This is a genomic window from Acinetobacter sp. YH12063, assembly GCF_013419715.1.
Lineage (GTDB): Bacteria > Pseudomonadota > Gammaproteobacteria > Pseudomonadales > Moraxellaceae > Acinetobacter > Acinetobacter amyesii.
Window position 1 is genome coordinate 65,013 of sequence record NZ_VOZO01000007.1, and the last position, 18,491, is coordinate 83,503.

At 39.5% G+C, this 18,491-nt stretch carries 18 protein-coding genes; 6 read left to right on the top strand and 12 right to left on the bottom strand.

Annotation, left to right across the window (positions count from 1 at the left end):
- The first annotated feature begins 14 nt into the window (after positions 1-14).
- Positions 15-1,352, top strand: coding sequence for a TrkH family potassium uptake protein (locus FTU12_RS09400; RefSeq protein WP_180114237.1), 1,338 nt, complete (start codon positions 15-17; stop codon positions 1,350-1,352).
- A 378-nt stretch (positions 1,353-1,730) separates the two neighbouring features.
- Here the strand turns inward: FTU12_RS09400 and FTU12_RS09405 are convergent, their stop codons facing one another.
- The 4 genes from FTU12_RS09405 to FTU12_RS09420 form a co-directional block, all read right to left on the bottom strand.
- Positions 1,731-2,888 (bottom strand): phospholipase A, encoded by a 1,158-nt coding sequence (locus tag FTU12_RS09405; RefSeq protein ID WP_180022830.1) that lies wholly within the window; start codon positions 2,886-2,888, stop codon positions 1,731-1,733.
- 18 nt (positions 2,889-2,906) lie between these two features.
- Positions 2,907-5,846, bottom strand: coding sequence for an insulinase family protein (locus tag FTU12_RS09410; protein WP_180114238.1), 2,940 nt, complete (start codon positions 5,844-5,846; stop codon positions 2,907-2,909).
- A 141-nt stretch (positions 5,847-5,987) separates the two neighbouring features.
- Entirely contained in the window at positions 5,988-6,761 is a 774-nt protein-coding gene (locus tag FTU12_RS09415) for a hypothetical protein (protein ID WP_180114239.1), read from the bottom strand.
- A 163-nt stretch (positions 6,762-6,924) separates the two neighbouring features.
- Positions 6,925-7,374 (bottom strand): GNAT family N-acetyltransferase, encoded by a 450-nt coding sequence (locus FTU12_RS09420; protein ID WP_078188654.1) that lies wholly within the window; start codon positions 7,372-7,374, stop codon positions 6,925-6,927.
- Between the two features lie 277 nt (positions 7,375-7,651).
- Between FTU12_RS09420 and FTU12_RS09425 the strand changes: the two genes are divergently transcribed.
- The 3 genes from FTU12_RS09425 to FTU12_RS09435 are packed head-to-tail and all read left to right on the top strand — an operon-like array spanning position 7,652 to position 9,607.
- Positions 7,652-8,656 (top strand): adenosine kinase, encoded by a 1,005-nt coding sequence (locus FTU12_RS09425; RefSeq protein WP_180114240.1) that lies wholly within the window; start codon positions 7,652-7,654, stop codon positions 8,654-8,656.
- The gene (locus FTU12_RS09430; RefSeq protein WP_180004656.1) at positions 8,656-8,982 is read left to right on the top strand and encodes a Rieske (2Fe-2S) protein; all 327 of its coding nucleotides are present in this window, start codon (positions 8,656-8,658) and stop codon (positions 8,980-8,982) included. The genes FTU12_RS09425 and FTU12_RS09430 overlap by 1 nt, the downstream gene beginning before the upstream one ends.
- A 16-nt stretch (positions 8,983-8,998) precedes the next feature.
- Positions 8,999-9,607, top strand: coding sequence for an OB-fold-containig protein (locus tag FTU12_RS09435; protein WP_180114241.1), 609 nt, complete (start codon positions 8,999-9,001; stop codon positions 9,605-9,607).
- Positions 9,608-9,705: 98 nt separating this feature from the next.
- Here the strand turns inward: FTU12_RS09435 and FTU12_RS09440 are convergent, their stop codons facing one another.
- A complete protein-coding gene (locus FTU12_RS09440; RefSeq protein ID WP_180114242.1) occupies positions 9,706-10,332 on the bottom strand; it encodes a YidB family protein in 627 nt (208 codons plus the stop codon).
- A gap of 112 nt (positions 10,333-10,444) precedes the next feature.
- Positions 10,445-10,915, bottom strand: coding sequence for a DUF6231 family protein (locus FTU12_RS09445; RefSeq protein WP_180114243.1), 471 nt, complete (start codon positions 10,913-10,915; stop codon positions 10,445-10,447).
- Between the two features lie 34 nt (positions 10,916-10,949).
- Between FTU12_RS09445 and FTU12_RS09450 the strand changes: the two genes are divergently transcribed.
- Positions 10,950-11,819: a DUF2797 domain-containing protein gene (locus FTU12_RS09450; RefSeq protein WP_078189198.1), complete on the top strand. Its 870-nt coding sequence runs from the start codon at positions 10,950-10,952 to the stop codon at positions 11,817-11,819.
- Between the two features lie 77 nt (positions 11,820-11,896).
- On the opposite strand, the gene FTU12_RS09455 is transcribed toward FTU12_RS09450, so the two are convergent.
- The 3 genes from FTU12_RS09455 to FTU12_RS09465 all read right to left on the bottom strand — a co-directional run bounded on the left by FTU12_RS09455 (position 11,897) and on the right by FTU12_RS09465 (position 14,402).
- On the bottom strand, positions 11,897-12,814 hold the full coding sequence (locus FTU12_RS09455) for an alpha/beta fold hydrolase (RefSeq protein ID WP_373684146.1): 918 nt from the start codon (positions 12,812-12,814) through the stop codon (positions 11,897-11,899).
- 250 nt (positions 12,815-13,064) lie between these two features.
- Positions 13,065-13,676, bottom strand: coding sequence for a hypothetical protein (locus tag FTU12_RS09460; protein WP_180022148.1), 612 nt, complete (start codon positions 13,674-13,676; stop codon positions 13,065-13,067).
- Positions 13,677-13,754: 78 nt separating this feature from the next.
- Positions 13,755-14,402, bottom strand: a complete 648-nt coding sequence (locus FTU12_RS09465; protein WP_180114244.1) for an Ig-like domain-containing protein — start codon at positions 14,400-14,402, stop codon at positions 13,755-13,757.
- Positions 14,403-14,570: 168 nt separating this feature from the next.
- Between FTU12_RS09465 and FTU12_RS09470 the strand changes: the two genes are divergently transcribed.
- The gene (locus tag FTU12_RS09470) at positions 14,571-15,317 is read left to right on the top strand and encodes an IS5 family transposase (RefSeq protein WP_180114245.1); all 747 of its coding nucleotides are present in this window, start codon (positions 14,571-14,573) and stop codon (positions 15,315-15,317) included.
- 113 nt (positions 15,318-15,430) lie between these two features.
- Here FTU12_RS09470 and FTU12_RS09475 read toward each other — a convergent pair whose 3' ends face one another.
- The 3 genes from FTU12_RS09475 to FTU12_RS09485 all read right to left on the bottom strand — a co-directional run bounded on the left by FTU12_RS09475 (position 15,431) and on the right by FTU12_RS09485 (position 18,338).
- Entirely contained in the window at positions 15,431-17,296 is a 1,866-nt protein-coding gene (locus FTU12_RS09475; protein ID WP_180090032.1) for a SurA N-terminal domain-containing protein, read from the bottom strand.
- Positions 17,297-17,428: 132 nt separating this feature from the next.
- Entirely contained in the window at positions 17,429-17,701 is a 273-nt protein-coding gene (locus FTU12_RS09480; protein WP_078188662.1) for an HU family DNA-binding protein, read from the bottom strand.
- Positions 17,702-17,867: 166 nt separating this feature from the next.
- Positions 17,868-18,338 carry a phasin family protein gene (locus FTU12_RS09485; protein ID WP_180022145.1) on the bottom strand — a complete coding sequence of 157 codons (471 nt, stop codon included), beginning with the start codon at positions 18,336-18,338 and terminating at the stop codon, positions 17,868-17,870.
- Between the last annotated feature and the right edge of the window lie 153 nt (positions 18,339-18,491).

Below are 18,491 nucleotides of genomic sequence, written 5' to 3' on the forward strand. Positions count from 1 at the left end.
GACAGTAGAAAAACATGAAACTGCACAATAAACAGCGTAATACCATTAATCTTAGCCCACCCAGTATTTTGGCATTGGGTTTTCTTGGGCTAATTATCATTGGCACCTTGCTGTTAAAGCTCCCATATTCACATCATGGCGATTTAAGTTGGATCAATGCCCTCTTTACAGCGACCTCTGCCGTAACCATTACAGGACTTTCAGTTGTAAATGTCGGCGAAGCCTATACGGTGTTTGGTAAAGTCGTGATTATGGGGTTACTACAATGCGGTGGTCTCGGTTTTATGACCTTTGCGATATTGGCCGCTATGAGTTTGTCCCCTAAAATTGGGCTAAAACAACAAATTATGGCTCAAGAAGCCATTGGACAAACCAGCCTTGCCAAAGTGACCATGACCATCAAAGGCGTACTGCTTTATTCGCTATTTTTTGAAATGGTGGGAACGGTTATTTTGACCATCGCTTGGATGCAAGAATACAATTTTAACCAGGCCCTGTTTTATGCTGCCTTTTATAGTGTTTCTGCATTTAATAATGGTGGATTTTCATTATTTCCTAATAGTTTAATGAGCTTTGCTGACCGTTATTTCATTACGTTTACCATCAGTATGCTTTACATTATTGGGGGTATCGGCTTTTTGGTACTAATGGACATTAAGCGCAATAAAAGTTGGAAAAAACTCAGTACCAATAGCAAGCTGATTTTATCGACTATTGCAGGTTTAAATGTCTTTGCCTTCATCACCATTTGGTTATTAGAAGCCAATAATGCTGCGACCTTAGCCACGATGTCACTTGGTGACCAAGCCCTCAACGCGTGGTTCCATGCAACGGTTCCACGCTCTTCGGGTTTTAACAGCTTACCTATGGAAAGCATGAGCGATGCATCATCACTCGTAACGATGTTACTGATGTTTATTGGTGGTGGTTCTCTCAGTACAGCTGGTGGCATCAAAGTCGGGACGTTTATTATTGTTGTACTCAGTGTGGTCAGTTTTTTAAGACGTGAAGATGAACTGCGTGTGTTTAACCACTCTGTTTCAGAAAAAACCACCTTTAAAGCATTAGCGGTAATTTTCATTACAGTAACGTTGATTTTCATTGGTTTTTTCAGTCTATTATTACTAGAGCCTGACAAACGCTTTTTAGACTTACTCTTTGAAGCAGTATCCGCTGCCTGCACCGTTGGTCTATCTCGTGGCATTACCAGTGACTTACAACCCGCCAGTTTAGTCGCCCTGATGTTATTAATGTTCGCAGGCCGTCTTGGCCCCTTAACACTGGCTTATCTGATTGCTACACCGAAGAAGAGTCGCTTAAAACACCCACCTTCTGAGATCCAAATCGGTTGATTTGTACATTTTCTCTCCGCCATAAAAAAAACGACGCCATAGCATGGTTTTTTTATTTACTGATGTTACATAGTAACATCAGTAGCGTAATTTGATTCAAATGAAAGAACGATACGCGGTAAGGTCATCCGCAAGTGTTTGAGACAGGATGACTTCTAATCAAAAATGTTTTTGCGATACTTTAAGTAAATAGACGCTAGAGAGCGAGTTTTGCGGATGACAATGGTTTTGGGTACTTTTGCCTAAACAAAAGTACCTCCAGCCGAAGGCTAATCCCTTTATTCAATCCCTAGATATAAGACTCCGTCGATTAGACTTAAAAGCATCTTAAAAATGCGAAATTACTTTTACGTCCGTAAATTAATTATTGAGCAATCATTAAAACCAATTCATTAATGACACACCGACACCGACATAGGTTGCCCGATGGTTATAGTCAATCAGGCTTTCACCATAGCCATCAAACAATTGAACTGTGCCGCGTAATTTACCATTGATTGGGAAAGTCCAATCGAACTGCACCGCACCATGTGAATCATCACCACCTTTCAATGAATGACGTAACATCAAACTAAAGTCATGATCTTTATGACGATAAAACGCTGTTAAATCCCCACGTCCCACATAATCGGTAATGTCAGGGTTGTTATCATCTTTGGTATCTTCTTCGAAACGATACCAAGGACGTAACATCAGTGCAAAATTGTCACGTTCAAATCCAAGATTTAACATGACACGATTCCAACTCCGCGATAAAGGATCAGAACGCCCATTAGACTGATGGTTAAAAGTTAAGCCCAGCATACGCCAGTTCAAACCCAAGAGTTCATAGTTGGTACGAAAAACCAGACTGGCTTCAGGCTCATAGTTGGTTTCACGGAATGGTCGTGATTCGTCTTCATTGTAGACTTGCCAACGAGAAGACTGGGTATAGCCCAACCAGATATCACCATTATCACCAAATAAGTTTTCAACAGCTTTGGTTTTTAATGACAATTGGAATTTGGCTTCCATCGATTTCAGGTTTTGTTCCTGATCGGCTTGTACCGTGTTGTTTTCATTCGGGCTTGATGGACGTTCATTTTTATCCGAAGTCCAATATCCCGGCATTAAATACACAGGTTGATAGCCACGAATATTCCACGTCCCCAATTTACTTTCTGGAGAAAGCTCCCAACGACTATCCAATAGTGAAAGATTTGGATTGAGGTTCGGTGCTTCTACAGCAAATAAACGGTCCGTAAACGCATGACTGACTTTTTCTTTGAAAGTTAGTTTCTCTGTCGGTTCAGGCTTAATTTCTTGTGCGGCTTGACGCTCAGAGACCAACATTTCTTTTTCAGCAGGTTGCACTTTAAACAAAGCGTCATAACACGATAATCGCTCTGCATTTGACTCAAGTGCCACACATGCTTCTGCGGTTGCAGGCTTAGCAGCCACATCCGCATTTTGTGCATTTACAGTACTGACATACATTGAACTGAGCGCAATGAGGCTCAGTTGCAATGTCGTACGCTCAAGAGATTTGAACGCCATAAAAACCCCTTTTTTGTTTTAATTCACTTGTTTTATTTCGAAACCAAGCTCAACCAAAGCATCTCGCTTAGCCACCGGTGCAACCACAGCTTTTGTCGGTTGTTGTTCAACCAAATACGCCACAGCAACACGTTTTAGATCTTCCAAAGTCACATTCAACAGACGTTCACGTAACATTTGACGGAAAGCTGGCGTGCGTTTATGCAATAAAGCATAACAAGCTGTAATGGCTTCACCCGCTGGTGAACCCGGTTTATCCATGCTGGCAATTAGACCCAAAATTGCTTCTTCTAGCTGATGCGGTTGTTGTTCAGCATTCAGTAGCCACTGCACACTTGCGTCAAAATCTTTAAACGTTTCAGCTAAACGTGGGTCACGGTAGCTATAGAAACGGAATGAACATGCATTACCGTCATAGCTTGCACCACCACCATAAGCACCACCTTTTTCACGAATCGCGCTATGCAAGAAGCCATTACGCAAATAAGCCGCCAAAATCATTAAAGGTGCTGCATCTGGATGTGACACTTCCACCGCAGGATATGCTGAAGCGCAGAACTGAACATTGGCTTGAATGAGCCAAGCTTCGTCATTGTTGCTATCTGCAAAATTCACTTGAGTTAAAGCATGTGGGTTATCATCAATCGCCACTTTATCCCAAATGGTTTGAACTTCCTCAACCAATCGGTCTGAATGATGTTCTTCACACACCACCAAGAATTGTTTTGGTGCTTTAAGCAAACGGTTATGAATTAACTTAAGCTCATCAATCAAGGCATTATAAGCCGTTTCGTCTTGCTCAATTTTGCTGACAAGTTCTGACAACCAGTTCAGCGCGCCTAGGCCTGTATTATGATAATCACGTAGCGCCAATGCACTATGTTGACGACCTGCAATTTGCATTGCATAACTATGACCAGAACCAGATACACGTGACTGCCAACGTGCTTTACGTTGTTGCAATAACTCTACGATACGATTTTTTTCATCAAAACGTAGCTGTTCAAAAGCCAATTTCAATAAGCGAATGGCTTCAAGATTATTCACCAATGATTTAGTGGTCAACGTTAGCCAAGCACTAATTTGACCTTTATCATCCACTTTTGAACGCAGCGATGCCCCCATACCTAAACCGCCACTCACAGCTGTTTGCAACTGTTGTAGCTCTAAGTAATCGTATTCACCTGCACCAACTTCACCCATCAAAATCGATAAGAGATTGAAATACGGCGATTGCACCACTTCATCAGGAATCTGAATCAAAACTTGTTGGTAGTAAAGACCATTGGTGCCTGCGTGGTAAAGATTTAACGGCGTATCCAAGCCATTACTGATAATTTCGCGTAATTGACCTTGTACAATCTGTAATTGTGCAGGAACGTCTTCTAAACCTACTTTAGGCAATAGGTTCAAATCATCTGGGGTATCTTGACGAATGTTCAGTGCTTCAGTCTGCGCAATAATCTCTGCTTTTTGCGCTTCAGTTAAGTTCGCATCAATTTCTTTTAAACGTGCTTTTTCTGCTGCCGCTTCCAACGCATTTTTTTCAGCATCTGGAACCAAAGTTAATTGCACACGATGTTGATTATCAAGCAAGTAGGTTTTGATTAAGTTAGATAACCACATTGGGTCTTTCAACTCTTCCTTCACTTGTTCAATGGCCGTATCCACATCCCAAACATCTACAGGGTCTGAATGGTGAATCGCACTGCTTAAACCATTCAGAATTAAGCTTAGGCCATATGGTGTACCATCACCATTGATTTCACGCTGATGCAATTCAATCTGATGTAAAATCGCCTCAACTAAAGCTGGATCAACAGGCTTAGCCGCAACGTCTTCTAATACTTTAAACACGCCATTTTTAAATTGTTCTGCATGCTCAGGGTTTGAACCTTGAATTGCACAGTAGAACGTCATTTCATAGTTTGAGTCATCTACGCCCATGAATGGACCAGTAGACTGTGCATAACCACAGGTTTCTAAGTAATGACGTAATGGCGAAGCAGAATCTTCAAGCAATACCCCCTCAACCAAACGCATACCTAAACGTAATTTAATATTACTTGCTTCAGGCAATAACCAAGAAAGCACATGATATGTTTTGTCTTTGAGGTCTTCAGCATCAACTGCATACGTTTCAGTTACAGTTACAGGCGCAGTTAAGCGGCGCTCAGGTTTTGAATACAGCGTTTGACCTTTTTCAAATTTAGACAAAGCAAGCGTTTCAAACTGTTCTTGTAAATTATATGCAGGCTCATTACCAAAGGTCATAAACACCGCATTACTTGGGTGATAATGTGATTTGTAGAAACTGACCAACTCTTCATAGCTTAAGTCAGGAATGTCTTTCGGATCACCGCCTGAGTTGTAATGATAAGTTGTTTCTGGGAATAAATGATGGGCAAGTTGGTGATACAACTGATCTGAAGGTGAACTCATTGCACCTTTCATTTCATTAAATACCACGCCTTTATATACAGCTTCGCCATTTTCTAGCTCAATACGAATCCCTTCTTGCGCAAAATCAAGCGGGTTCAAATTCGCAGCAAAAGCAGCATCCATATAAACTTCTAACAAGTTTTGGAAATCTTTTTTGTTTTGCGTTGCAAATGGATAAGCCGTCCAATCCGCTGCGGTAAACGCATTCATAAACGTATTGAGTGAACGGCGAATCATTAAAAAGAATGGGTCACGTACAGGGAACTTTTCTGAGCCACACAGTGCTGTATGCTCAAGAATATGCGCCTCACCTTTTGAATCCATCGGCTGCGTACGGAAGGCAACTAAAAATACGTTTTCGTCATGGTTTGTGGCTAAGTGATAATGCACTGCGCCAGTCACTTTGTGTTTATATTCAGACACTAAAATGTCTAAAGCTTCAACATGATGTTGACGAATCAACTGAAACGCGGGATGTACAGTTTGAGAAATGGTTTCAGTGACATCTACAGTCATGTGTGCTCCTAATCTATTCATTTAAATTAGGCAAAGTATACCTTAAAAAATCACAACTAGATTCACCGAAACAACATTTCCAACTGTTTTAATCAACTTGAACTTTAATTTTAAAAATCACTTGTTTTCGCACTAAAACATTTAGACTGGTTTTATGGATTGCATATCATTTCGTATTGACCAATAGACACAAATCACAATCGCCAACAACAATACAAAAAAAGCCATAAAGCGACTTAGGTCCAATCCACCTGAACTGATGGGCTTATCTAAAAAATCACCGACAACAGCGCCCAATGAACGTGTCAAAACAAAAGTAGCCCAAAATAAAATCGTCTTTGAGACCCGACTAAAAAAATACAACAACGCCATCAATAGAGTTAAACCACCAAATAGCCATATACCACCGCTATAGCCTAATCCTGCACTATCGGAAGTCCAGTCCCCCAAAGCTGTACCTAGCGTTTGAGAAAATGTAATCGTCAACCAATAAAAGATCTGTGTTCGCGGCAAATTCACCACGCTTGGATTGATCGAGCCTTCGACTCGATACCAACTAAAAAGCGATACGAGCACCAAACTCAGTAACAGCAAACTACCACCCAAGTAGCCAATCCCTAAAGAACGATCTACAAAATCCGCTAAAGTCGTACCGACCGTAGTACTGGCAATAATCGTGGCCCAATATAAATAAGGTTTATAGGCTTTGGACTGTATTTGAAAATACAGCAGACTGATAAATATGCCTGCGAAAATAAAGGTACTGAGTAAATAGCCCAAATTTAAGGACATGGACAGTGCATCACCACTGGTTTCACCAAAAGTGGTCGCAAAAATTTTGGTCAACCAAAACAGCGCGGTAATCTGGGGGACTTTTTTAACGTAGTCTTGTAGTTCATGCACTTGCATATGCATATGCATCACTCAATGCAGTTATTTTGATGCTTATATCTTCGATAACTGAAATGAATTTTTGCTTAAAATAAGGCACTCTTTTTTTAGAATTGTCACAAGAAAAAAAGCACCCGATATCGGATGCTTCATTTACAGTATTTACTGTCTATTTGTGGATTTAAAACTAAACTAGATATTTAAAATAATTATAATTTGGATGACTTTCAACATAGACATAATTCTGCTTTTGATAGAATTTTGCAGCATTTTTAAGTTCTGTATTTAAGCACAGTGCAGAAAAATGCTTTTTCGCACCCTTTTCCAATTCCACCAATAGCTGCTTACCCACGCCATGCTGACGGTACTGCGGATGCACATAGAAACGGCGAACTCGTCCAATCCGTTCTTCTACACCAGTATCACCCCATTGCTGATTTAAACCGCCACAAGCAATTAATTTATCGCCATCATAAGCAAGCAATAATTGCTCACCCGTTTGGTCAAAACGATTTTTACCACTTTGATATTCTTCAATTAAACGGTGTATAAATGTATAGCCTTCATGCTGCGCCAAAGCAGCAATATTTTCGATTTGAGCAGGAAGTTGCTCTGCTGGACGAATCGTAATTTCCATATATTCACACTTTTAATCTGTTATCTATTTATGATGACCAAATCATCTTGATTCAGTCTGAACACCCTATAGCTCTATAAAAGTAAAATTTTTCGATTTGCACAATAGCAAAGCTGATTAAAACGGCAACTAATTCAAAAAAAATGTAAAAATATAATGGATTTGCCCGATTTTTATACACACTTGTCCTTTAATTGAATTTTTTTCAACAAACTACAGCAATCCTGAGCATTCGTGTAAACTTAGCACTTTCATTTTTTTGATGTGAACATACAACATGGCAACTGTTGACCTTTTTGCAATTGGTAATGCACTTATTGACCAAGAATTTAAAGTCTCTGACGAATTTCTAATTCAACACAATCTGCAAAAAGGTACGATGCAACTGACTGATGGCGATACTCAAGCAGCCCTTTATAACAATCTAAAAGCCACTCAAGAATATAAAGGTCAAGCTTCTGGTGGTTCTGCAGCAAATACAACGGTTGCTTTTAGTGCTTTAGGCGGAACTGCATTTTATGGTTGTCGTGTCGGTAATGATGACTTAGGTCAAATTTACCTAAATGGTTTAAACGACGCTGGCATCCAAACTGCAACTCAATCAATCAGTGAAGGTGTAACTGGCACATGTATGGTATTGGTCAGCCCTGATTCTGAACGTACGATGCATACTTACCTCGGTATTACTGCTGAATTGACTGATAGCCAAATTGATTTTGGCAGCTTAAATACTGCGAAATGGCTATATATCGAAGGTTATCTTTCAACATCAGATAGCGCGCGTCTTGCGGTAAAACAAGCACGTCAAATCGCCAAAGCCAATGATGTACAAATTGCATTGACTTTATCTGATCCAGCAATGGTGCAATATGCACGTCAAGGTCTAGATGAGTTGCTCGATGATGGTGTGGACTTATTGTTCTGTAACGAACAAGAAGCACTGATGTACACAGAAACAGATCATTTAGATGCTGCACTTACGAAATTGCAATCACTAAGCAAACACATTGTCATTACATTGAGTGCCAAAGGTGCCTTAATTCATAATGAAGCCGCAACATTTACCGTGCCAGGTCGTAAAGTTACCGCAGTAGATACCAATGGTGCTGGTGATGCTTTTGCTGGTGCTTTCCTATATGCACTGAATGCAGGTCATGACTATCAAACGGCTGCTGAACTTGCCATCTTGATCTCAAGTGAAGTTGTGGCTCAGTTTGGTCCACGCCTAGCAGTTGAAGACTATGCTCAGCTTTTACAATCATTTCAGAAGGAATGTGCTTAATGTTTAAAATTTGCATGACGGATGATGTGCCTGAACGTGAAGCACGATCATTCGAAACGCCTGAAGGTGAAACGATTTTTATCACCCAACGTGATGGCATGTTTTACGCTTATCAAAATAACTGCCCACACTTGCACGTGGAACTTGAGTTTCTTGAAAATCAGTTTCTAGATCGTGACCAAGAATTTATTGAGTGCTCAACACATGGCGCACTGTTTATGGTCGACTCTGGGGAATGTATTTCTGGCCCATGCCAAGGTCAAGCCCTTGAAAAAGTGAACATTAACGTGCATTCTGATGGTGGAATCTACCTCACAGAAGAATAAACACTGGAATACAACCATGTCCGCATTTTTAACAGACTATAACTTAATACCCTTTCATTTAAGTTTATTGGCCGTACTGTTATTGGGCATGATTGAAACCATTGGCTATTACATCAATATTAGTCCTAGCCAAGTTTTAAAAAGAATCGCCCCACAGCGCATACAAGAATTGGCATTATTGAATGTCAAATTTTCCAAGACTCTGATTTTGTTTTTCCTATTGATGAATTTTAGCTTTGCAGGCTATGTACTTCAGTTCTGTATCCACGCCAAAGAAGGTCAATTCGTTCCTGCTTATTATCTTATTTTACCTGCGTTGATTATTGCCATTTTCTTTACGGTATTTATGATTCATTGTTTGGATCAGGTTGTCCCGCCCAAATATAAAAAACAAACCGTTAACCTACTGGGTCGTCTAGCAACCATTTCTAGTGGAAATGCCCGTCCCGGCTTTTCAGCTCAAGCGCGTGTGCGTGATGAGTTTGGTCAACTACATTATGTGCAAGTTGAGCCAGAGTTTGGTGAGTTAGAATTTCAGTCGAAAATCATTTTGATTCGTCAAAAAAAATCACACTATATTGGCAAAAAAATCAGTGTATCGAACCGTCTATTTAATCCATCCTAGTGACAATCTTAGTGACACATTGTTATCATTTTTCAAGTCATAAAAAAGCCAGTATTCACTGGCTTTTATTCAATCAAATACCTAAAGCGATATTTTGATTAACGCTTAAGAAAACCTGAGACCAAATTCATCACTTGTTGAATATCTGCATTCGCTTCTTGCTGATTGGTTTGTCCAGCTTGTGGCGTCAATGAGTCAATAATTTGCGGCAATACTGTTGAAATTGCACTGTACACATCTTGTTTCTGCGTTTGAGTTTCTTGTGCAACTTGCTCTACTTCGGCATCATCAAATAAATTTTGTACTTGTTGATTATTCACAGCAGCATTATCACCTGGACCTGTAGATACCCAATCATCAACCTGACTGCTCAAGCCCTGTCCACGTAATTTATCCAAAGCACCTTGTAGGCCACCTTGTTTTTGAATCCAAGCCAGCACCAGAGGTAACACTGCTACTAAAATGGTTGATGCATTACCACCGCTACTACGTTGCTGCGGCTGCGCTGCACCACCCAGTTGGCCCAACACAGAGCCTAGAATTCCACCCAAACCACCCGCTTGGTTTTGAGCATTGGTTTGGGTATTTTGAGTGCCTGCATTTGCGCCCAATTGACCCAGCACCGAACCTAAAATACCGCCCAAGCCACCTTGTTGATTTTGATTGTTTGCACCACCAAGGGCCTGCTTTGCTAAAATCTCAACAATATTATTTAAATTTGTCATTTTATTTTTCCCAGTAAAACCTAGATAAACTTAATTACAGCATACGTGGGAAAACATAGATTTATCATAAATGTTTGTTATTTTTTGCAATTTCTCGCAGGCTAAGTATTTGTTACCAACGGAATTTATCCCAGTTTTCAGGATTTGCCCAAAATTTAGAGTTAAACCAATCTGGAATGTGTTTATAAGTCAAAATATTAAACTGCCATAAAGCAAAATCACTTTCATGCGTGGTTTTATCTATGAGTTGAGTAAAGCCTAAAGCACGTAATAATTGTTCATCGTGTAATTTGCTCACCACTACGATGCGTTTGGCAAATAGATCACGCAATTTTACCAACATCTGAGTTTTCTGCTGCTGATCCAAACTCAACATCGTTTCAGTATCAAGAATCACAAATCCAAGGTCAAAACGCTGGGTAAAAGGCAGATTTAAAAACTCAGTTACGTTAAAATGTTGCCATTGAATTGGATGAAATTGATTGTATTGCTCAAGATCCTGGCCAATACAGATTGCGGTTAAAATGGGCTGCTCTTTTGACAAATCGTCTAGCATAGAAGTGATGACATTTTGTTCAGCCATTGACCGCATCCTTAATAATGAAGTGAGTATTCGTATGGAACTACAAGGCATTTGCCATAAAATGCATGCAGGTCTTAAAGACCTTAGTGTAACTGATCAACATACACACAAGGCAAATGTTGAGTATAAATTTATTCTAGATCGCTCAGAAGTTGATCTACCGTTTAGCCTTGGTCAAGAAATTGAAATCGAAGCCACTGGAAATATCTACTGCATTTCTTGCGGCGCAAAAACACCTAAATCGTATTCACAAGGTCATTGCTTCAAATGCATGAAGACTAAGGCTTCTTGTGATATGTGCATCATGAAGCCTGAAACCTGTCATTATCATCTCGGGACTTGCCGTGAAGATGATTTTGCCCATGAAGTTTGCTTTCAACCGCATATTGTCTATTTAGCCAATTCAAGTGCCTTAAAAGTCGGGATTACCCGATTGGGTCAAATGCCTACACGTTGGCTAGACCAAGGTGCGACGCAAGCTTTGCCTATTATGAAAGTTGGTTCACGTCGTTTATCTGGTCAGCTTGAAGTCATGTTTGGTACGCAAGTGGCCGATAAAACCGATTGGCGTAAATTGCTCAAAGGTGAAGCAGAACCGATCAACCTGATCGAAATTCGCGACCAATTGGTAGAAGAATTCGCACCAAAAATTCAGACCATTCGTGAAGAATTTAGCCAAAATTTAGAGTTTAATGAAACCGTTGAACTGCTAGAAGATGAGTTGCCACGCCAATTTATCTACCCGGTAGATGAATATCCTGAAAAAATCAAATCGCATAATTTGGACAAAACACCGATTATTCGAGGAAAATTACAAGGGATTAAAGGTCAGTATCTGATTTTGGATACCGGTGTGATTAATATTCGAAAATACACTGGCTATGAAATTAAAGTACGTACTTAAATCGACTCAAAGTATCTAATTAAGTTTAAAAAAGCGAGATATTTCTCGCTTTTTTACACCTACTCTACCAATCTGATTCATTGAACAGTTGAAAGAAACTTTAAATATGGCAACGCCATTAACTGCTCCGCTTCTAAGATTGGCATATGACCAACATGGTCTAAAATCAGAGGCTTTTCGGCTTTTTTAAATAAGCGTCTCAGTTCTTCTGCTACTTCAACATTGATAATCTGATCTTGCTTCCCCCAGATAATAAACACAGATGCATCAATGCCTCGTGCAGCCAAAGCAAAGGACTCTGGCGTATACAAGGTGGCCATTTTTTGCAGTTGCTCCACCATTTTATTGGTTTGTTTAGACTGAACGATCATCAACTTTTCTTGCCCAATTTTTAATTCTTGTGGAATAAAAGGCGGAGATTGCATCACGATCTTCATCACGCGATCAAAATCACCAGTTTTTCTGACCACTAGCTCTGCAAGCTTTGCCGTATCTTTTAGATACGCTGTATTGCTCGACTTAAAGACACCTGCTGAATCCACCAACAATAAAGATTTCACTTCTAAGGGATACTGAGCGCTATAGAGCATGGCAATTGCACCACCCATCGAATGCCCTGCGATATGTAAATTTGGATCTAACTTTGCAGCATCTATAAATCGTCGTAATTTTTCAGTTAAATTAGGAATTGATAGATCAAATTGATCTGCGACAATAGTTTCTCCATGTGCCGGCAGATCTGGAATAATGACATGATAATTGGGCGTTAAATAACGGGCAACTCGGTTCCAATTATCACGCGTGCCTGACAAACCATGCAGCAACAGTAGCGTCGGTTTTCGTGGATCTCCTCCTTCACTGTATGTCCATTCGATTTCATTATTTTTGACTTTTTTACTACTCAAGCCCGCCCAAGCTCTTTCCTGCTCTAAAACTTTTTGAAAGTTTAGTTCTGCAGCTTGAATACTACTGGCAACGCAAATCGTTAGTAGCATCTGTATCATGTGTTTAAAATAATGATCTATCCATCGCAATAACGGGTTCTTTAAACGTTTACATTGAGGCATATACAGAGATATCATCCACTTAATCCTTTGTCGTGATGAGTTATTTTTTTCATATTATTTTTTGAGAACACCAATCTACGATGCTAGAGTCAATATTTCATTTGCCAAATCTTTTAAATAAAAATTATATCTGTCAATTTAAACCAAAAAAAACCAGCTCGGAAGCTGGTTCATATTTCTAAGCAAGCCAATCAGACGGTGTCAGTGGAGCTTCAATGAGTAAGCTTGGATATTCAAGCGCAGGAAGTATAGCGGGCGGATTTGAAACGTCGCTGCCCAATGCGATCAAATCCTGTTCATCGGTGTGCAATACAATTGGGACTTCATTCGCATCCTGTAAAAGCGTATCTAGATTGATCACAGATTGAATCGGCTCAATTTGACTGTCATTTTGGTTTTCACTTTGCTCATCACTTGCCAATAAAATCTCTGTAAGTTCAACAGATGATTCAGGTTGTGCAAGAAACAGTTTAGCTATTGAGATTTCAGGCGATTGAACACCACGACTGTCCTCCGCCACGATTGTTGCAAAGCCACCATTTTGAATCGGGTTATCCATCGACCAAAAACCACTTTCATTGGCATACGTCACGTACTCTTGACCATTGGCTGTAACAATGATTTTAGCCTGTTGAAATGCATTGCCTTCGAGTTTTTCAGTATTTAGCGTCACTTCTGGCGCCGGCAGTAGATAGCTTGGATTTTCAGGCGAGGTCTGAATAAATGGAAATACCAAGCCAATCGCAGGAGATTGCTGACCAAATTGATCTTCCACAACAATCATCAACATGCCACCATTTGCCACTGGATTTTCTATTGACCAATCACCATTTTCATCGACCTGAATACGATAGACCGCTTGATCCGACTAAATCACAACAGTCGTATTTGGTGCGGCAGTACCTGATATCACCGCGCCAGACTCTAAAATCGTAACAGCTTGCGGTAAAATGATTTGCGCTGTATGCAACGCCTCAGAACGATTACCGTCCTGATCAATTGCCACAACACTTATTGCACCTGTGGTCGTTAAAGGATTGAGCATCGACCAATCGCCATTTACATCAGCAACTGTTATAAACTCTTGCTCACCATAGTTCACAACCACCGTATTTCCTGCATCAGCTTTACCAACCAAATATTCGCCTTTTTCAATTATTTCCGGCATCTTGGGTAGCACACTTGGCTCTGCAATTGGAGCAATCATTATTGCCTCTGAGCGTAAGCCATGATGATTTACCGCATAAATTGTGGCAACTCCACCATCCTTCAGTGGATTATCAATCTGCCGATGTCCTTGTTTATCCACTTTGACGCGTGTAACAGTTTCACCGACTGAAATGATCACCCATGTTTTTGGCTCTGCCGTGCCAGTTATAAGATCATCTAGTCCAGTCACTTCTGGTGTTGAGGGAATATGCTGATGCTGTGTTTTCCCCTGAATCAGCAACTGCTTTATTTCAACTTGTCCCAAAATGTTTTTTAAAATACCGTTTAAATCTCTCATCTTTTGCATAACACCCTCAAATCACATCATTATATTTATTTGGGAAAATGCCTTCCCAAACTCAATTTAAGAGAATTATTTAAATAGTCAATTTTATTTAGGGACTGTTGACATTTGCTGTTCAAAAAAATAGCGAGAAAGTAGAATTCAATCGCCAAACCAAATTCACTCCTCGCTATGCCTCGCACAATGCTGAATGATCAACACTGGTCTAAGCTGAAATCTATTCTCGCCAATTTTGGTGTTTATCTCAAACACAATTTAAGGTCGTTTATCGAAGCGATCCTTTATCGGATTAGAACAGGATGCCCTTGGCGTGATTTACCTGATGCTTTCGGTAAGCCAAATTCTATTTTTAAGAAATTTAGTCGATGGAGTAAAGATAGTAAATTACTAAGAATATTTAAATTATTGTCTAATCATGCAGATTTAGAATGGATCTTTATTGATGCCAGTCATGTAAGAACACATCAACATGCGACAGGCATTAATAATCAAGCCATTTCGAAAAGCATCGGTGGGAATAGCTCTAAAATTCACCTAGCTGTGGATGCCCATGGTAATCCTATCGAATTTATAATTGGTGATGGCACAACTCACGATGTGAAAGTTGCACCAGACTTAATTGATGCTTTGGATTTAAAGGAAACCAAAATCATATGTGCTGATAAAGGGTATGATTCTGAATTAATCAGAGTACAAATCGAAAATACCCAAACTAAAGCAAATATTCCGAAAAAATGTAACTCCAAGTCCTGCAATCAAAATATGGATTGGTACTTATATAAAATCAGACACTTAGTAGAGAATACATTTGCTAGATTAAAACATTTTAGAGGGATTGCCACTCGTTACGACAAGCTAAAGCAGAATTATGAAAACTCAGTTGCTCTAGCTTGTATCTTTATCTGGCTACCATTATGAAATGTCAACAGACCCTAATCTTTGTTTGTAAAAGTTTTTCTTAAAGTGTGATGCATTAAACTTAAACATAAAAAAACCAGCTCGAAAGCTGGTTTTTTTTAAAGCTGCCTTAATTATTTAATTTTGGCATGATCTTTTAGATAACGTGTGTAGTCATCAAATTCTTGTTGACCACGAAGCTGTTGATAAAGTTTTGTTAACTCATCTAACTGCTCACCCGTTAATGCCGCATCAGATTGTTTGTTCACTGCAGTCACAGCAACCACAACCAATTCATTTGGTAGATTAGTCGTAGTAACAGACCAATGACCTGCTTTCGGCGCTTTTACACTAAATGCAGCACGTTGAATTTCGCGTTTTAACAAACCATCCGCACGAGTGAATGTACCCGCATTTTCAAAGTTTAAACTGCCTTTTGCAACTGAAGCAGCAGGTTTTGCAGCAAACTCTTTTAATGTCGCTTGAATCTGGGCTTTTGCAGCATCAGACGCTTTCTTTTCAATCAACTGAGTTTTCACATGCGCTTTCGCTTCAGCTAAGGTTTGAACACCCGCAGCATGATAGTTACGCACTTTCACCCAAACCACATCACCGTTTTTCAACTGAATGCTCGATGAAACATTACGTTCACCATTTTTAACATCATCGTTAAACAATTTAACTTTGACGTTTGCATCACTTAAAACTGGATGTTGCGATGCTAATGTTAAGCCATTCAATGATTGTACTTTTACGCCTTTCACTTCTTGACCCACGACATCAAGGGCATCACTGCTCACGACCATGTCATTGAGGCTGTTTACAGTGTCAGAAAAAACATTGGCTTTTTTCGAAGCAGCAACTTCAGCTTGTAGACGTGCTTTTTCTTGTTCAAATGAAGCCACTTTTACAGCTGGTGCCACTTTTTCGATCAAGTGATAACCACTGTCTGTTTTCACTGGAGCAGTCACTTGACCAGCTAGAGCACCTTCAACTGCAGCATCAAACGCATCACCAAACACACCTTTTTCATAAGCAACCAGTTCACCACCTTTTGCTTTAGATTCCGGATCTTCAGAGAATTGCGCTGCAGCTTGGTCAAAGCTTAAACCCGCTTTAATTTTAGCTTGAACACTTTCAGCCAGTTTTTTAGCTTCGGCATCTGAACGACTGTCTGCAGTGATCATGATGTGCTTAACGAGTGGTTTAACTGACTTCTGTGCATTCTCAACAAAGCTGTTATACGCTTCTTTCAATTCAGCATCAGTTGCAGCTTCTACAGGTGCAGTAATATTGGCAGGTGTTAATACGACAAAATCTGCATCAATACTGGTTGCTTGCTTAAATTTGTTTTTATGCTGCTCATAATAAGCGGCAATTTCGGCATCAGATACTTTTACATTTTTCTTGTAATTTTCAAGATTAATGCTCGCCAACTGAATACTACGTTGTTCCGTTTGTAAGTTCGCAATTTGCAAGATATCAAGCTTACTCACCAATGCATATTCCATAAATGTTGTAGACAACATTTTTAAAGCATGGTCTTTACGTAAGTTATCAATGAATGTGCGGTTCGTCATACCAATCGATTCGAGGTATCTCCCAAACGCTTCATCTGAAAATTGACCATTGACTTGGAAGCTTGGCTGCTGATGAATCATTTGCACAATTTGTGCATCACTCAAGCTAATGCCTAATTTATCAGCTTGTTGCAATAACAATTGGCGTGAAACCAAAGTATCCATCGCTTTATTGCTAATGAAATTTTGATTCAATAACGTTTCATCACCCTGAGCATATGCCAGATATTGTTCTTTTAATGAGTTCGTCAGTGCTTCGAGTTCTTTTTGCGAAATTTCAGTACCGTTTACAGTCTTTGCTGCATCTTTAGATCCACCACTAAAATATCCTTCAATACCTACAAGTGCTAAAGGGGTCAAAAACAAAACGAGCAAGACCTTGCCCAGCCAACCCTTAATGACTTTACGAAACGATTCCATAAGTATTCCAATATTTTATTTGCGGTGAATTTTAACCGAAAACCCGAGATGAATGAATGCGATATATCAATTAATCACATTTACCAATAAAAAACGCGCCAAATAATGGCGCGTCTCATGTGCTTAATAAGCTTAAGCTACAGAATCTTTCAAGCCTTTACCAGCTTTGAAGCTAGGAACTTTGCTTGCTTTGATTTCTAAAGTCGCACCAGTTTGTGGGTTACGACCAGTACGTGCAGCGCGTTCTTTAACGCTGAAAGTACCAAAACCAACTAAAGTAACTGTATCACCAGCTTTCAATGCATTGGTAACTGCAGCAATTGTAGCATCTAAAGCTTTACCGGCATCGGCCTTAGATAATCCCCCATTTTCGGCAATTGCATCAATTAATTCTGATTTATTCATGAAAATTACGTCCTCTTAATATCGTTTATTTAAGGTTCAAGAATTTGTATAAAACGCCATAACGCCTTTATAGCAATGCTTTAGGGTTAAACGCAATACTCATCAACCTCTTTTTATAGAATTTTTTGACGAAAAAAACCTTGAAAATTCGATAATAGTAAAAAAGTTAGTGTTTTTTTAGTATTTCGGCCCTCAGTTGGGCATTTTCTTCGGCCAATAGGTCAACTTTAGTATGTAATTGAAGTATAAGCCTTTCTACGTGCTGTAAATCCTTTACAGTCACCAATCCTAAACGGTTTAAGGAATGATTAACACCATTATCTAAAATTTTTTCTACTTTATCTTTCGTATCAGTTACAGATTCTTTGGCTTTTTCTGAAACTTTTTCGACAGTTTGATCTGCAATATCAATCGTTTTGGACTCAAGCTCCTCTCCAACTTTGACTAAAGAGTCAAAAAGCTTATTTCCTTCACCCTCAGCACGTGAAAAAGCACCTAATCCAGCCAACCAAATCTGTTTGGTATATTTGCGAAAATCCATTTTAGAGCGACGGTCAGAATGACTACGTACGCGAGTTTTAGCCGGCTTTTCTGCTTTTTCTTGTGCATCATCAATTATGCTTTCTGTATTTTCCATAATCCGCACTTCTCCTGATTATTTTATGTGCACAGCAACATGTGATTCTTCATTTTAACAACATAATAGCAAACATATGACTTGATAGATTGATTAAACTGTTCTACAAAGCTGGTGAATTACCAACTTTTTGGTATATTCTAAGTTCCTCTA

What these genes read in the sequence shown, in the direction of transcription:
- FTU12_RS09400 (WP_180114237.1), top strand. Translation starts at nt 15, where the DNA reads ATGAAACTGCACAATAAACAGCGTAATACCATTAATCTTAGCCCACCC.
- FTU12_RS09405 (WP_180022830.1), bottom strand. Translation starts at nt 2,888, where the DNA reads ATGGCGTTCAAATCTCTTGAGCGTACGACATTGCAACTGAGCCTCATT.
- FTU12_RS09410 (WP_180114238.1), bottom strand. Translation starts at nt 5,846, where the DNA reads ATGACTGTAGATGTCACTGAAACCATTTCTCAAACTGTACATCCCGCG.
- FTU12_RS09415 (WP_180114239.1), bottom strand. Translation starts at nt 6,761, where the DNA reads ATGCATATGCAAGTGCATGAACTACAAGACTACGTTAAAAAAGTCCCC.
- FTU12_RS09420 (WP_078188654.1), bottom strand. Translation starts at nt 7,374, where the DNA reads ATGGAAATTACGATTCGTCCAGCAGAGCAACTTCCTGCTCAAATCGAA.
- FTU12_RS09425 (WP_180114240.1), top strand. Translation starts at nt 7,652, where the DNA reads ATGGCAACTGTTGACCTTTTTGCAATTGGTAATGCACTTATTGACCAA.
- FTU12_RS09430 (WP_180004656.1), top strand. Translation starts at nt 8,656, where the DNA reads ATGTTTAAAATTTGCATGACGGATGATGTGCCTGAACGTGAAGCACGA.
- FTU12_RS09435 (WP_180114241.1), top strand. Translation starts at nt 8,999, where the DNA reads ATGTCCGCATTTTTAACAGACTATAACTTAATACCCTTTCATTTAAGT.
- FTU12_RS09440 (WP_180114242.1), bottom strand. Translation starts at nt 10,332, where the DNA reads ATGACAAATTTAAATAATATTGTTGAGATTTTAGCAAAGCAGGCCCTT.
- FTU12_RS09445 (WP_180114243.1), bottom strand. Translation starts at nt 10,915, where the DNA reads ATGGCTGAACAAAATGTCATCACTTCTATGCTAGACGATTTGTCAAAA.
- FTU12_RS09450 (WP_078189198.1), top strand. Translation starts at nt 10,950, where the DNA reads ATGGAACTACAAGGCATTTGCCATAAAATGCATGCAGGTCTTAAAGAC.
- FTU12_RS09455 (WP_373684146.1), bottom strand. Translation starts at nt 12,814, where the DNA reads ATGCTACTAACGATTTGCGTTGCCAGTAGTATTCAAGCTGCAGAACTA.
- FTU12_RS09460 (WP_180022148.1), bottom strand. Translation starts at nt 13,676, where the DNA reads ATGTTGATGATTGTTGTGGAAGATCAATTTGGTCAGCAATCTCCTGCG.
- FTU12_RS09465 (WP_180114244.1), bottom strand. Translation starts at nt 14,402, where the DNA reads ATGCAAAAGATGAGAGATTTAAACGGTATTTTAAAAAACATTTTGGGA.
- FTU12_RS09470 (WP_180114245.1), top strand. Translation starts at nt 14,571, where the DNA reads ATGCCTCGCACAATGCTGAATGATCAACACTGGTCTAAGCTGAAATCT.
- FTU12_RS09475 (WP_180090032.1), bottom strand. Translation starts at nt 17,296, where the DNA reads ATGGAATCGTTTCGTAAAGTCATTAAGGGTTGGCTGGGCAAGGTCTTG.
- FTU12_RS09480 (WP_078188662.1), bottom strand. Translation starts at nt 17,701, where the DNA reads ATGAATAAATCAGAATTAATTGATGCAATTGCCGAAAATGGGGGATTA.
- FTU12_RS09485 (WP_180022145.1), bottom strand. Translation starts at nt 18,338, where the DNA reads ATGGAAAATACAGAAAGCATAATTGATGATGCACAAGAAAAAGCAGAA.